Annotated in this window: 14 protein-coding genes; 8 read left to right on the top strand and 6 right to left on the bottom strand. The window is 65.3% G+C overall.

What is annotated here, in order from left to right:
- Window positions 1–84: 84 nt before the first annotated feature.
- Window positions 85–717 (bottom strand): TetR/AcrR family transcriptional regulator, encoded by a 633-nt coding sequence (locus AC07PA_RS27560; protein WP_494609743.1) that lies wholly within the window; start codon window positions 715–717, stop codon window positions 85–87.
- A 127-nt stretch (window positions 718–844) separates the two neighbouring features.
- On the opposite strand from AC07PA_RS27560, the gene AC07PA_RS27555 reads away from it, so the two are divergent.
- Window positions 845–1,501, top strand: a complete 657-nt coding sequence (locus tag AC07PA_RS27555; protein ID WP_494609742.1) for an O-methyltransferase — start codon at window positions 845–847, stop codon at window positions 1,499–1,501.
- 80 nt (window positions 1,502–1,581) lie between these two features.
- On the opposite strand, the gene acnB is transcribed toward AC07PA_RS27555, so the two are convergent.
- The 5 genes from acnB to AC07PA_RS27530 all read right to left on the bottom strand — a co-directional run bounded on the left by acnB (window position 1,582) and on the right by AC07PA_RS27530 (window position 7,760).
- Window positions 1,582–4,167: a bifunctional aconitate hydratase 2/2-methylisocitrate dehydratase gene (acnB, locus tag AC07PA_RS27550; protein WP_494609741.1), complete on the bottom strand. Its 2,586-nt coding sequence runs from the start codon at window positions 4,165–4,167 to the stop codon at window positions 1,582–1,584.
- 93 nt (window positions 4,168–4,260) lie between these two features.
- Window positions 4,261–4,935, bottom strand: coding sequence for a hypothetical protein (locus AC07PA_RS27545; RefSeq protein ID WP_494609740.1), 675 nt, complete (start codon window positions 4,933–4,935; stop codon window positions 4,261–4,263).
- A gap of 22 nt (window positions 4,936–4,957) precedes the next feature.
- Complete coding sequence (locus tag AC07PA_RS27540) at window positions 4,958–5,974, bottom strand: HpcH/HpaI aldolase/citrate lyase family protein (RefSeq protein ID WP_494609739.1); 1,017 nt, start codon at window positions 5,972–5,974, stop codon at window positions 4,958–4,960.
- Entirely contained in the window at window positions 5,971–6,753 is a 783-nt protein-coding gene (gene tam, locus AC07PA_RS27535; RefSeq protein WP_494609738.1) for a trans-aconitate 2-methyltransferase, read from the bottom strand. The genes AC07PA_RS27540 and tam overlap by 4 nt, the downstream gene beginning before the upstream one ends.
- A 20-nt stretch (window positions 6,754–6,773) precedes the next feature.
- Entirely contained in the window at window positions 6,774–7,760 is a 987-nt protein-coding gene (locus AC07PA_RS27530) for a malate dehydrogenase (protein WP_007848463.1), read from the bottom strand.
- A 248-nt stretch (window positions 7,761–8,008) separates the two neighbouring features.
- Between AC07PA_RS27530 and AC07PA_RS27525 the strand changes: the two genes are divergently transcribed.
- From AC07PA_RS27525 to AC07PA_RS27495, 7 genes are all read left to right on the top strand, one after another.
- Window positions 8,009–8,797: a GntR family transcriptional regulator gene (locus AC07PA_RS27525; protein ID WP_007848465.1), complete on the top strand. Its 789-nt coding sequence runs from the start codon at window positions 8,009–8,011 to the stop codon at window positions 8,795–8,797.
- A gap of 133 nt (window positions 8,798–8,930) precedes the next feature.
- On the top strand, window positions 8,931–9,365 hold the full coding sequence (gene sdhC / locus AC07PA_RS27520) for a succinate dehydrogenase, cytochrome b556 subunit (protein WP_007848467.1): 435 nt from the start codon (window positions 8,931–8,933) through the stop codon (window positions 9,363–9,365).
- An 82-nt stretch (window positions 9,366–9,447) separates the two neighbouring features.
- Window positions 9,448–9,813: a succinate dehydrogenase, hydrophobic membrane anchor protein gene (sdhD, locus tag AC07PA_RS27515; RefSeq protein ID WP_007848471.1), complete on the top strand. Its 366-nt coding sequence runs from the start codon at window positions 9,448–9,450 to the stop codon at window positions 9,811–9,813.
- A 31-nt stretch (window positions 9,814–9,844) separates the two neighbouring features.
- Window positions 9,845–11,650 carry a succinate dehydrogenase flavoprotein subunit gene (sdhA, locus tag AC07PA_RS27510; RefSeq protein ID WP_007848474.1) on the top strand — a complete coding sequence of 602 codons (1,806 nt, stop codon included), beginning with the start codon at window positions 9,845–9,847 and terminating at the stop codon, window positions 11,648–11,650.
- A 28-nt stretch (window positions 11,651–11,678) separates the two neighbouring features.
- Complete coding sequence (locus tag AC07PA_RS27505) at window positions 11,679–12,380, top strand: succinate dehydrogenase iron-sulfur subunit (RefSeq protein ID WP_007848477.1); 702 nt, start codon at window positions 11,679–11,681, stop codon at window positions 12,378–12,380.
- A gap of 22 nt (window positions 12,381–12,402) precedes the next feature.
- Window positions 12,403–12,729, top strand: coding sequence for a succinate dehydrogenase assembly factor 2 (locus AC07PA_RS27500; protein ID WP_007848479.1), 327 nt, complete (start codon window positions 12,403–12,405; stop codon window positions 12,727–12,729).
- Between the two features lie 59 nt (window positions 12,730–12,788).
- The gene (locus AC07PA_RS27495; RefSeq protein WP_007848482.1) at window positions 12,789–14,099 is read left to right on the top strand and encodes a citrate synthase; all 1,311 of its coding nucleotides are present in this window, start codon (window positions 12,789–12,791) and stop codon (window positions 14,097–14,099) included.
- Window positions 14,100–14,449: the final 350 nt, after the last annotated feature.

Here is a 14,449-nt window from a genome sequence, read left to right as displayed (position 1 = left end):
TTGTTGTTATGGGCGAAGAATGCAGGCCAATCATGACAATTGCATGACAAACCGGTGGCGACTGTGTTGCAAATACGTGGCAGCTCAGCCCTGCTGCAGCGCCTGCAGGTAGGCGCAGAACATGTCGGCCATGGCGTCGGCATAGGCCCCTATCTCGGCCTCGGTGCGCGGGCTGGCAGAGAAGCGGCTGCCCAGGGCGGCCATGGTTTCGGTGACCATGTCGCCCGCCAGCGCGCGTTGCGCGGCGGGAACCTCGGGCAACAGCTCCTGCATGAAGGCCTCGATGATGCCGTCGGCATTGGCACGCACGGCCTGCGCTTCGGGGGCATCGCGGTACAGCGGGGCCGCGTCGTGCAGGGCGCTGCGCATGCCGGCCTCCTCGCACTCCGAGCGAATGAAGGCATGCACCAGCGTGCGCAGGCGCACCAGCGGCGGCTGGCCGGCATCGCTGAGGATGCTGCGCAGCATGTCCTGTGTCTGCTGCCATTCGTTGGCCTGCAGGCGGAACAGGATGGCCGCCTTGTTGGGGAAGTACTGGTAGACCGAGCCGACGCTGACGCCGGCCTTCTCGGCCACGCGGGCGGTGGTGAAGCGCGCCGCCCCTTCCTTGGCCAGAACCTGAACAGCGGCCTCCAGGATGGCGGCCACAAGCCCGGCCGAACGGGCCTGCTGGGGCTGCTTTCTCGAGGAGATCTGGGGACGGCGGGCTTCGGTCATGGGGGTCCAAAAGGGCGGCAGCGAATGCGACTGGTGAATGCGACGAATTCATCGCATACTCAAAACGCGACGAATTGATCGCATTCTACGGGAGTGCCCACCAGGCGCTTCGATCCAGGACAAGTCCATGAACACACTGAACACCCTTCCCCTGGCGCCCCTGCTGGAGCGCCTGTTCGAGCAGGCCGATGCGGCCACCAGCCCGGCCCTGCCCGGCATCTCGCGCGAAGAGCGCGAGCGCCTGATGCACAGCAAGACCGAGTACCTCGATTTCTACAGCCGCATCAAGGACCTGTGGCTGCCGGTGTCGCGCAGCACGGGCACCCTGCTCTACTTACTGGCGCGCAGCACGGGCGCGCACCACATCGTCGAGTTCGGCACCTCGTTCGGCATCTCCACCCTGCACCTGGCCGCGGCGCTGCGCGACAACGGCGGCGGGCGCCTGATCACCAGCGAGTTCGAACCGAACAAGGTGGCCCGGGCGCGCGAGCACCTGGCCCAGGGCGACCTGGACGACCTGGTGGAGGTGCGCGAGGGCGATGCCCTGCACACCCTGTCCAGCGGCCTGCCCGAGGCCATCGACCTGCTGCTGCTCGATGGCGCCAAGGCCCTGTACGCCGACGTGCTGGCGCTGGTGGAGCCCCGCCTGCGCCCGGGCGCGCTGATCGTGGCCGACAACGCAGATTTCAGCCCCGACTACCTGGCGCGCGTGCGTGCGCCGGGCAGCGGCTACCTGAGCGTGCCCTTTGCCGGCGATGTGGAGCTGTCGATGCGACTGGGCTGAGCGGGCAGGCAAAGAAAAAGCGGCCCCGCGGGGCCGCTTTTTCTTGGGAAGGACCGGTCAACGGTCCCTCGGGGTGCCTATCAGGCGGCCACGCCGTCTGCCACGTCCTTGAACTCGGCGATCTTGTCGAAGTTCAGGTATTGGTAGATCTTGTCGCCGTTCTGGTTGATGACACCGATGTCGGCCAGGTACTCTTCCTTGGAAGGAATGCGGCCCAGCTTGGAGCAGATGGCCGAGAGTTCGGCCGAGCCCAGGTAGACGTTGGTGTTCTTGCCCAGGCGGTTGGGGAAGTTGCGGGTGCTGGTGGACATCACGGTGGCGCCCTCTTTCACCTGGGCCTGGTTGCCCATGCACAGCGAGCAGCCGGGCATTTCCATGCGGGCACCGGCCGCGCCGAACACGCCGTAGTGGCCTTCTTCGGTGAGCTGGTGCGCGTCCATCTTCGTGGGCGGGGCCATCCACAGCTTGACGGGGATGTCCTTCTTGCCTTCGAGCAGCTTGGAGGCTGCGCGGAAGTGGCCGATGTTGGTCATGCACGAACCGATGAACACTTCGTCGATCGCGGCGCCGGCCACGTCCGACAGCGTCTTGGCGTCATCGGGGTCGTTGGGGCAGCAGACGATGGGTTCGGTGATCTCGGCCAGGTCGATCTCGATGATTTCGGCGTAGTCGGCGTTCTCGTCGGGGGCCAGCAGCTGGGGATTGGCCAGCCAGGCTTCCATGGCCTTGATGCGGCGGCCGATGGTGCGTGCGTCGGCGTAGCCCTGGGCGATCATGTTCTTGAGCAGCACGATGTTCGAGTTGATGTACTCGATCACGGGTTCCTTGTTCAGGCGCACCGTGCAGCCGGCGGCAGAGCGCTCGGCCGATGCGTCGGACAGCTCGAACGCCTGCTCGACCTTCATGTCCGGCAGGCCTTCGATTTCCAGGATGCGGCCCGAGAAGATGTTCTTCTTGCCCTGCTTGGCCACGGTGAGGTGGCCGGCCTTGATGGCGTACAGCGGAATCGCGTGCACCAGGTCGCGCAGCGTGACGCCGGGCTGCATCTTGCCCTTGAAGCGCACCAGCACCGATTCAGGCATATCGAGGGGCATCACGCCCGTGGCGGCGGCAAACGCCACCAGGCCGGAGCCGGCAGGGAAGCTGATGCCGATGGGGAAGCGGGTGTGCGAGTCGCCGCCGGTGCCCACGGTGTCGGGCAGCAGCATGCGGTTGAGCCAGCTGTGGATGATGCCGTCGCCGGGCTTGAGCGAGATGCCGCCGCGCGTGCTGATGAAGTCGGGCAGCTCGTGGTGCATCTTCACGTCCACGGGCTTGGGGTAAGCGGCCGTGTGGCAGAAGGACTGCATCACCAGGTCGGAGCTGAAGCCCAGGCAGGCCAGGTCCTTCAGTTCGTCGCGGGTCATGGGGCCGGTGGTGTCCTGCGAGCCGACCGAGGTCATGCGTGGTTCGCAGTACGTGCCGGGCACCACGCCCAGGCCTTCGGGCAGGCCGCAGGCGCGGCCGACCATCTTCTGCGCCAGGGTGAAGCCCTTGCCGGTAGCGGCAGGCACCTGGGGCAGGCGGAACAGGGTGGAAGGTGCCAGGCCCAGGGCCTCGCGGGCCTTGGCCGTGAGGCCGCGGCCGATGATCAGCGGAATGCGGCCACCGGCGCGCACTTCGTCGAACAGCACTTCGCTCTTGACGGTGAACTCGGCGATGACCTGGCCGTCCTTCAGTGCCTTGCCGGCGTAGGGCAGCAGCTCGATCTCGTCGCCCATGTTCATCTGGCTCACGTCCAGCTCGATGGGCAGTGCGCCGGCATCTTCCATGGTGTTGTAGAAGATGGGAGCGATCTTGCTGCCCAGGCACACGCCGCCGAAGCGCTTGTTGGGCACGAACGGGATGTCTTCGCCCGTGAACCACAGCACGCTGTTGGTGGCCGACTTGCGGCTGGAGCCGGTGCCGACCACGTCGCCCACATAGGCCACCAGGTTGCCGCGGGCGCGCAGATCTTCAATGAACTTGATGGGGCCGCGCTTGCCGTCTTCTTCGGGCGTGATGCCGTCGCGCTTGTTCTTGAGCATGGCCAGGGCATGCAGCGGGATGTCGGGGCGGCTCCAGGCGTCGGGCGCGGGCGACAAGTCGTCGGTGTTGGTTTCGCCGGTGACCTTGAGCACGGTGAGCTTGATGCTCTGGGGCACTTCGGGGCGGCTGGTGAACCACTCGGCGTCGGCCCAGCTTTGCAGCACGGACTTGGCGAAGGTGTTGCCCTTGTCGGCCTTTTCCTTGACGTCATGGAACTGGTCGAACATCAAGAGCGTCTTCTTGAGCGCTTCGGCGGCGACGGAGGCCACGGCCGCGTCGTCCAGCAGGTCGATCAGGGGGGTGAGGTTGTAGCCGCCCAGCATGGTGCCCAGGAGCTGCGTGGCGCGCTCGCGGCCGATCAGCGTGCAGACTTCAGTACCGTGGGCCACGGCGGCCAGGTAGCTGGCCTTGACCTTGGCGGCGTCGTCCACACCGGCAGGCACGCGGTGCGTGATCAGGTCCACCAGCGTGGCCTCTTCACCAGCGGGCGGGTTCTTGAGCAGTTCGATCAGCTCGCCGGTCTGCTTGGCCGTCAGGGGCAGCGGTGGGATGCCCAGCGCGGCGCGCTCGGCCACATGGTCACGGTAGGCTTTCAACATCATTTTTCTCCGGTTGCGTTCTAAAGTGGGGTGGTTGCGCCGGGGCTGCACAGGCCGTGCGGCGCGGGGGTACCGTGTCTCGTCGGGTTCTGGTTATTTGGTGGTGGTGGCAGTGGCCGTGGCGGCAGGCGCGGGGTCAAACACGCTCTGGGGCGGCGCCTTCTTGGCGGCCTCGGCCACCAGGGTCTGCTCGGCGCTCATGCACTCGTCGGCCAGGCGCTGGCCGAGCTTCTGGTTCATGAGCATGGACTTGTTGGCGATCTGCAGCCACACGGCGCCGCCCTTCTGGTCTTCCAGACGCACGGCGCCGGTGCTGGTGACCACGGGGGTCATGTGGTACTTGAAGCCCTTGCCCTCGATGTGAAAGCGCCCGGGGATGGCGGGATCGGCCGTCACGTTGACGAAGGCGCCCAGCTCGCAGGCGATGCGGCCGGTGTGCACCTTCTGGGCGATGGCCTGTTCTTCGGGGCTCAGCGCGGCATCGGCCGCGATGAGGCCGGACGCCACCTGGTTGGCCGCCGTGTTCAGCTGCTGGCGGCTGCTGGTGGGCTCGGCCTTGGCGGTCTTCTTGGCAGGGGCCTTGTCCTTGGCCTCGGCGGTCTTGGCCGCGGGCTTGGCGGCCGGCTTGGCGGCAGCCGTTTCCTTCTTGGGAGCGGCTTCTTTCTTGGCAGCGGGCGCGCTCTTCTTGGCGGGCTCTGCAGCGGACTGCGCCAGGGCAAGGCCAGGGGCCACCAGCATCAGGGCGGACGTGAGAATCAGTGATTTCATGGGGAGAGTCCTGCTTAAGGTTTCAAGCGTGGTGGGGAGCGGGGGAAGCAAACCAGTGGGCCACTTCGGGCGGCAGTGCGCGCCCGGTCTGGTGGGCGCGTTCGAGCACCTGCCAGTAGTAGCGGTAGCTGGCGCGGTCGTGCAGGGTGCCATCGTGGCTGATGGGCGCCCAGTCGGCCTGCGCCGCGGAAACAGTGATGCGGGCGGCCACGTCGATCTCGTCCTGCTGCGGCGCGAAGGCCTGCAGGATGGGGCGGATCTGGCCGGGGTGGATGCTCCACATGCGGGTGTAGCCAAGTTCCTGCGAGGCGCGGGTGGCGGCGGCCTGCATGGCAGCGGTGTCGGAAAACTCGGTGACCACGCAGTGCGATGGCACCTTGCCGTGCGCGTGGCAGGCGGCAGCGATCTCGAGCTTGGCGCGCACCACCAGCGGGTGCTCGAACTGGCCGCGCGAGCCCATGGCCGCCGCGGGGATGGCACCGCCATGCGCGGAGACAAAATCCATGAGCCCGAAGCTGATGCTCTGCACGCGCGGGTGCGCGGCGATCTCGAAGGCGCGGTGCACGGCAGCGGGCGATTCGATCAGCACGTGCAGCGGCAGGTGGCCGGCCGATGCGGCCAGCAGCGCCTTCTCGGCGTGCAGCACGTCGTCGACCGACTCGACCTTGGGCACCATGATGTGCGACAGGCGGTGGCCGGCCTCGCCCGCAATGGTGGCCATGTCGTTGGCAAAGGCGGCGTGGTCCACGGTGTGCACGCGGGCAGCCACGCGCGCGCCATCGGCAGCGTTAAGCGCCAGCGATGCGACCAGGGCGGCGTGCTCGCGCTCCTGGCCCACGGGGGCGCCGTCCTCGCAGTCGAGCGTGACGTCGAACACGCAGTGGCCGAACTCGGCGCTCATCTCGGCCTGCAGCTGCAGGCTCTTTTTCATGCGCGCTTCAACGCCGCTGTAGTGGTCGCACACGGGCAGGCGCACAGCGGCTGCCTGGGCGCCCAACAATACGCTGGCAGGGTGTGCGGGTGCGGACACGGTGCTCATGATGGACGGCGCTGCGCAACGATGAACATGCGCGGAAAGGCCAGCAGGCGGTTGCCGTCGCTGCGCTCGGGGTAGGCCTCGGCGATGCGGCGCTCGTACTCGGCCAGGAAGCTGGCGCGCAGGGCGTCGTCCGGCAGCGCGTCGAGGAAGGGGCGCAGGCCGGTGCTGCGCAGCCAGTCGACGATGGAGCCGGCCGTGGGCATGACGTGCTGGTAGACGGTGTGCCACACGTCCACCTGGGCAGCCTCCCTGGCCAGCATGTCGTAATAGCCGCCGATGGTGGCCAGCTCGGTGCGCACGCTGTCGGCGTCGCCGATGGGCTCGCGCCAGGGCGACTGCCCGGCGATGTCGCGCATCAGGCGGTGCGAGGGTTGTTGCCGGTTGTCGGGCATCTGGATGGCCAGCACGCCGCCGGGGGCGAGCAGGCTGAACAACCGGGGAACCAGGGTTTCGTGCCCCGCCACCCATTGCAGGGCAGCGTTGGCGTAAATCAGGTCGGGTGCCACGGTGGGCACCCAGGTGGCGATGTCGCCTTGTTCGAAGGCCGTGCCGGGCAGGCGCTCGCGCGCGCTGGCCAGCATGGCCGCCGAGGTGTCGATGCCGGTGACCTGCGCCTTTGGAAAGCGCCGCACCAGCAGCTCGGTGGAATTGCCCGGCCCGCAGCCCAGGTCCACCACATGGGTGGCCTCTGCCAGGGGCACACGCGCCAGCAGCTCATCGGCCGGGCGCGTGCGCTCGTCCTCGAAGCGGCGGTAGAGCGCGGGGTTCCAGTCGGCCATGAAGGACTTTTGGCTACCGATTACAGCAGGTGCTTGACGCCGTCTTGCTCGCCTTGCAGCTCGGCCAGGGTCTTGTCGATGCGCTCTTGCGAGAAGGCGTCGATCTCCAGGCCTTCGACCAGCTTGTACTCGCCGTTTTCGCAGGTGACGGGGAAGCCGAACATGGTGTCCTTGGGGATGCCGTACTGGCCGTCCGATGGGATGCCCATGGTGACCCACTTGCCGTTGGTGCCCAGGGCCCAGTCGCGCATATGGTCGATGGCGGCGTTGGCAGCCGAAGCAGCCGACGACAGGCCGCGCGCTTCGATGATGGCGGCGCCACGCTTGCCCACGGTGGGCAGGAAGGTGTTGGCGTTCCATTCCTGGTCGTTGATCATCTTGGCGACGCTTTCGCCGTTGATGGTGGCGAAACGGTAGTCGGCGTACATCGTGGGCGAGTGGTTGCCCCAGACGGTCAGCTTCTCGATGTCGGCCACGGCCTTGCCGGTCTTGGCAGCGATCTGGCTGGCAGCGCGGTTGTGGTCCAGGCGCAGCATGGCGGTGAAGTTCTTGCGTGGCAGGTCAGGTGCCGACTTCATGGCGATGTAGGCGTTGGTGTTGGCAGGGTTGCCGACAACCAGCACCTTCACGTTGCGCGAAGCCACGGCGTTCAGGGCCTTGCCCTGTGCCGTGAAGATGGCGCCGTTGACGGCCAGCAGCTCGGCGCGTTCCATGCCTGGGCCACGTGGGCGCGAACCGACCAGCAGCGCGTAGTCGGCGTCCTTGAAGGCGGTCATCGGGTCGCTGTGGGCTTCCATGCCGACCAGCAGCGGGAACGCGCAGTCGTCCAGCTCCATCATCACGCCCTTGAGCGCCTTCTGGGGGCCTTCGACAGGAACTTCGAGCAGTTGCAGAATGACCGGCTGGTCCTTGCCCAGCATTTCGCCGGAGGCGATACGGAACAGCAGTGCGTAACCGATTTGACCAGCGGCGCCGGTGACGGCAACGCGAACGGGCTTCTTGCTCATGGTGAGAACTCCAGGGAAGTGAGGAAATCAGGGGGTGTGTGCAACGCAAGCACCAGCGCCTGTTACCAGCAGCCCGTGCCCCGCAAAACAGCCTTGGAGTGTACCGCCGATTCAATACCCCGGTCAATTTGTCTTATGTCTTATATAAGATATGATCGGGACCCTGAAAAAGCAAACTGGGGAAGGTGTGCGCCTGCCCGTTCGCAGCGCACCACACGCCCCCAGAAACAGCCCCATTCTCGACTGCCATGTCCTCGCTACCGCTCAACGCCGACACCCCTGCACAGCCCGCGGCCAGCGCGGGGTCTGCCACGCCGGCTTTCAGCCCGCTGTACCAGCAGATCAAGGGCCTGATCCTGCAAAGCCTGCAGCAGGGCGAGTGGAAGCCCGGCGAGGCCATTCCCAGCGAGATGGAGCTGGCCGCGCGCTTTCGCGTGAGCCAGGGCACAGTGCGCAAGGCCATCGACGAGCTGGCGGCCGAGAACCTGGTGATGCGCCGCCAGGGCAAGGGCACCTTCGTGGCCACGCACGCCGAGCAGCATGTGCAGTACCGCTTCCTGAAGCTCATGCCCGACACCGGCGACGCCCGCGTGGAGGGCCGCGCCCAGCGCCAGGTGATCGACTGCAAGCGCGTGCGCGCCAGCGCCGACGTGGCGCGCGCGCTGGCGCTGCGCAGCGCCGACCCGGTGGTGCAGGCGCGGCGCGTGCTGTCGTTTGCGGGCGTGCCCACCATCCTCGAGGACATCTGGCTGCCGGGCCAGGCTTTCAAAGGGCTGACGGCAGACCAGCTGGCCAGCTACCAGGGCCCGACCTACGCGATGTTCGAAATCGATTTCGGCGTGCGCATGGTGCGCGCCGAGGAGAAAATACGAGCCGTGTTGCCTGATACCGAACAGGCTGCGGTGCTGAAGGTGGCACCGGGCACGCCGCTGCTCAGCGTGGAGCGCATTGCGTATACCTACAACGACGTTCCGATGGAGTTACGGCGCGGGCTGTACCTCACGGACACCCACCACTACCGTAATGAACTGAGCTGACACTACCCTGGCAACTGAGCGGAAATGTCGGCATTAGGGGCGACTTGAAACCGCGTGTGTTGCGTTGCAATAGAATTTTGCGTTCTTTGCATGTCCAAATTACAAAGCAGTTACATCCACGAAAGCACAAAACATGACCGAACTCGCCAAAAAACGGCCTGAATTCCGCAACATCAATGCCTTCAAGGACCTGACCACCTACCGCATGACTCCTGCAGCGTGGGTCTCGATCCTGCACCGCGGCAGCGGGCTGATCATGTTCCTGTTGCTGCCTTTCATCATCTGGATGTTCGACACCTCGGTGTCGTCCGAAATCTCGTTCGCCCGCTTCACCGCTGCGTTCAACATCGGCATCGGCTTCGTGCCCGGCTGGTTCGTCAAGCTCGCGGCCCTGGCCCTGATCTGGTCGTACTTGCACCACTTCACCGCCGGCCTGCGCCACCTGTGGATGGACGTGAGCCACAGCGCCGTGAACAAGCAGTTCGGCAAGACTTCGGCCCTGGCCGTGCTCGCCATCAGCATCCCCCTGACCCTGGTGCTGGGTGCCAAGCTGTTCGGCCTGTACTGACCGCTCGACAAACCCCATAAAAAAAAGGCAGCGGCCGCTGCCCCAAGTGCCCCACGCAGAACAAGACAAAAGGAAAACATCCATGTCCGTCAATTACGGTTCCAAGCGCGTCGTCGTCGGCGCCCACTATGGCCTGCGCGACTGGCTCAGCCAGCGCGTTACCGCCATCCTGATGGCGCTGTTCACGCTGGCCCTGCTGGTCCAGGTGATCTTCAACAAGGGCCCCATGGGCTACGACAAGTGGGCCGGCATCTTCTCGGCCCAGTGGATGAAGGTGCTGACCTTCACCGTGATCATTTCGCTGGCCTGGCACGCCTGGGTCGGCGTGCGCGAAGTCCTGATGGACTACATCAAGCCCGTGGGCCTGCGCCTGGTGCTGCAGGTTTTCACCATCGTCTGGCTCGTCGGCTGCGCCGGCTGGGGCATCCAGGTTCTGTGGCGTCTCTGATTGATCCCCCCGCGACTGAAGGCAAACAACAATGAGCTACTCCAAAGCTAACATCACCAAGCGCAAGTTCGACGTCGTCATCGTCGGCGCCGGCGGCTCCGGCATGCGCGCCTCGCTGGAACTGTCCCGCGCAGGCCTGAACGTGGCCTGCCTGTCCAAGGTCTTCCCCACCCGCTCGCACACGGTGGCAGCGCAGGGCGGCGTGTCCGCATCGCTGGGCAACATGAGCGAGGACAACTGGCACTACCACTTCTACGACACCATCAAAGGCTCGGACTGGCTGGGCGACCAGGACGCCATCGAGTTCATGTGCCGCGAAGCACCGAACGTGGTGATCGAGCTCGAACACTTCGGCATGCCGTTCGACCGCAACCCCGACGGCACCATCTACCAGCGCCCCTTCGGTGGCCACACCGCCAACTACGGTGAAAAGCCGGTGCAGCGCGCCTGCGCCGCGGCCGACCGCACCGGCCACGCCATGCTGCACACGCTGTACCAGCAGAACGTGAAGTCCAAGACCAACTTCTTCGTGGAGTGGATGGCGCTGGACCTGATCCGCAACACCCAGGGCGACGTGGTCGGCGTGACCGCGCTGGAGCTGGAAACCGGCGACCTGTACGAGCTGCACGCCAAGGCCGTGCTGCTGGCCACCGGCGGCGCGGGTCGCATCTTCGCGGCATCGACCAACGCCTTCATCAACACCGGCGACGGCCTGGGCATGGCGGCACGCGCCGGCATCCCGCTGCAGGACATGGAGTTCTGGCAGTTCCACCCCACCGGCGTGGCCGGCGCGGGCGTGCTGCTGACCGAAGGCTGCCGCGGCGAAGGCGCCATCCTGCTCAACAGCAATGGCGAGCGCTTCATGGAGCGCTATGCGCCCACCCTGAAGGACCTGGCACCGCGTGACTTCGTGTCGCGCTCGATGGACCAGGAAATCAAGGAAGGCCGTGGCTGTGGTCCGAACAAGGACTACATCCTGATGAAGCTGGACCACCTGGGCGCGGACACCATCCGCAAGCGCCTGCCATCGGTGGAAGAGATCGGCCACAACTTCGCCAACGTGGACATCACCAAGGAACCGATCCCTGTGGTGCCCACCATCCACTACCAGATGGGTGGCATCCCCACCAACATCAACGGCCAGGTCGTGGTGCACGACGGCCAGCAGAACCACGTGGTCAACGGCCTCTACGCCGTGGGCGAATGCTCGTGCGTCTCGGTGCACGGCGCCAACCGCCTGGGCACCAACTCGCTGCTGGACCTGCTGGTCTTCGGCAAGTCGGCCGGCAAGCACATCGTGAGCTACGTGAAGGGCTTTGGCGACAACCTGGCCGTGCCTGCCGACGGTGCAGAGCGCACCCTGGCGCGCCTGAACCAGCTACAGGACTCGACTGAAGGCATCTACGCCCAGGACGTGGCCAACGACATCCGCTCGAGCATGCAGCAGCACGCCGGCGTGTTCCGCACGCAGGCCAGCATGGACGAAGGCACGGTCAAGATCAACGCCATCCGCGAACGCGTGGGCGGCGTGACCCTGAAGGACAAGTCCAAGGTCTGGAACACGGCCCGCATGGAAGCCCTGGAAGTCGACAACCTGATCGAAGTGGCCCAGGCCACGATGACCTCGGCCGCGGCCCGCCGCGAATGCCGTGGCGCGCACACGGTGTACGACTACGAGCACCCTGCCGACCACGCCGAGTTCCCGCTGGGCCGCAACGACAAGGAGTGGATGAAGCACACCCTGTGGCACAGCGCGAACAACAGCCTGACCTACAAGCCTGTGAACCTCAAGCCCCTGACGGTGGACAGCGTGCCTCCCAAGGTCCGTACGTTCTGATTCAGCAGCAGCCTCACGAAAGAACAACATGAAGCGCACCTTTCAAATCTACCGCTACGATCCGGACAAGGACGCCAAGCCCTACATGCAGACCATCGAGATCGAACTCGACGGCCACGAGCGCATGCTGCTGGACGCCCTGGTCAAGCTCAAGGAGCAGGACCCGAGCCTGTCGTTCCGCCGTTCGTGCCGCGAAGGCGTGTGCGGCTCGGACGCGATGAACATCAACGGCAAGAACGGCCTGGCGTGCCTGACGAACATGAACACCCTCAAGGGCACCATTGTTCTGAAGCCCCTGCCCGGCCTGCCGGTGATCCGCGACCTGATCGTGGACATGACGCAGTTCTTCAAGCAGTACAACTCGATCAAGCCCTACCTCATCACCGAGGACCTGGCCCCCGAGAAGGAACGCCTGCAGAGCCCCGAAGAGCGCGAAGAGCTCAACGGCCTGTACGAGTGCATTCTGTGCGCGAGCTGCTCCACGAGCTGCCCGAGCTTCTGGTGGAACCCCGACAAGTTCGTGGGCCCCGCCGGCCTGCTGCAGGCCTACCGCTTCATCGCCGACAGCCGCGACGAAGCCACGGGTGCGCGCTTGGATAACCTGGAAGACCCGTACCGCCTGTTCCGCTGCCACACCATCATGAACTGCGTGGACGTGTGCCCCAAGGGCCTCAACCCCACGATGGCCATCGGCAAGATCAAGGAACTGATGGTGCGCCGCACTGTCTGACCCTCTTGAGACCCGTACTGCCATGTCCGAGACCCTGACCCCCGTCGCCCAGACGCCGGCCCCTACCGACCTGCTGGACGACCGCGAGCGTGCCAAGCTGCACTGGCGCTCGCGCCGCGGCCTGCTGGAGAACGATCTCTACATCGAGAACTTCTTCGCGCTGCACGGGGCCACCATCAACTGGCGTCAGGCCTACGGCATGACCCAGTTGATGGACCTGGCAGACAACGACCTTTTGGACCTGGTGCTCGCCCGCCGTGAGCCCGAAGGTCCGCTCGATACAGAAGAAGTGCGTGAAGTACTCGGCATGCTGCGGCTCAGTGGTGGCGCAGCGCGGCCCCGGGCCTGACCTGGAGACAGGGCCCCTTACCACCGGAATTCCGGCAAACCTACCCAAGGAAAGTAACAATGAAGCTAGCTGACAACAAAGCCACCCTGTCGTTCAGTAACGGCAGCCCCAGCGTGGACCTGCCGGTCTACCAGGGCAGCATTGGCCCGGATGTCATCGACATCCGCAAGCTGTACGCGCAAACGGGCATGTTCACCTATGACCCGGGCTTCCTGTCGACGGCAGCGACCCAGTCGGCCATCACCTACATCGATGGCGACAAGGGCGAACTGCTGTACCGCGGCTACCCCATTGAGCAGTTGGCCCAGAACTGCGACTTCCTGGAAACCTGCCACCTGCTGCTGTACGGTGACCTGCCCAACGAAGCCCAGAAGACCGACTTCACCAGCCGCGTGACCAACCACACCATGGTCAACGAGCAGATGCAGTTCTTCCTGCGTGGCTTCCGCCGCGACGCGCACCCCATGGCCGTGCTGACCGGCCTGGTGGGCGCCCTGTCGGCCTTCTACCACGACAGCACGGACATCAACAACCCGCAGCACCGTGAGATCGCCGCCATCCGCCTGATCGCCAAGATGCCCACCCTGGTGGCCATGGCGTACAAGTACGGCGTGGGCCAGCCCTACATGTACCCGCAGAACAACCTGAGCTACGCAGGCAACTTCCTGCGCATGATGTTCGGCACGCCCTGCGAAGAGTACAAGGTCAACCCCGTGCTGGAACGCGCGCTGGACCGCATCTTCATCCTGCACGCAGACCACGAGCAGAACGCATCGACCTCGACCGTGCGCCTGTGCGGCTCGTCGGGCACCAACCCGTTTGCAGCCATCGCCGCCGGCGTGGCCTGCCTGTGGGGCCCTGCCCACGGCGGCGCCAACGAAGCAGCGCTGAACATGCTGTATGACATCCAGGCCCAAGGCGGCGTGGAAAAGATCGGCGAGTTCATCAAGCAGGTCAAGGACAAGAACTCCGGCGTCAAGCTCATGGGCTTTGGCCACCGCGTGTACAAGAACTACGACCCCCGCGCCAAGCTCATGCAGGAAACCTGCAACGAAGTGCTGGCCGAACTGGGCCTGGAAAACGACCCCCTGTTCAAGCTGGCCAAGGAACTGGAAAAGATCGCCCTGGAAGACGACTACTTCGTGCAGCGCAAGCTCTACCCGAACGTGGACTTCTACTCCGGCATCGTGCAGCGCGCCATCGGCATCCCCGTGAACCTGTTCACCGGCATCTTCAGCCTGGCCCGCACCGTCGGCTGGATCGCCCAGCTGAACGAAATGATCGGCGACCCCGAGTACAAGATCGGCCGCCCACGCCAGCTGTTCACGGGCTCCGTGCGCCGCGACGTGCCGCCACTGAACAAGCGTTGATTGAGCGCTTGGCGCTGCGCTTTGAAGGCTTCGGTCTTCTTGGCACAGACAGGAAAGCCCGCTTCGGCGGGCTTTTTTATTGGGCTGATTTATCCATACTCCACGCCACAACAGTACGCTTGTCCGCTCGCATTGGGTGAAAGCAGCCGCAATTCGACAAAGGCATCAGGAGGCCTAAGTGCCACAGCGCTTCTTCAGTCATGGAAGTACTCAGTTCCTCGGCCCGCGATGAACAGGCCCGAAGGCAGCTGCGTATTACGGCCCTCCTGGACATCCGGTTCGGCACCGTGAACACCGAGCTCGACACCGTGGCCACAGGTGAGCAGAGGGCAGGCCAACCCATCGCGGAG

The organism is Acidovorax sp. GW821-FHT09B03, assembly GCF_059418305.1.
The sequence above is the reverse complement of the archived record's forward strand: the minus strand, read 5'-3'. Positions and strand labels throughout refer to the sequence as shown.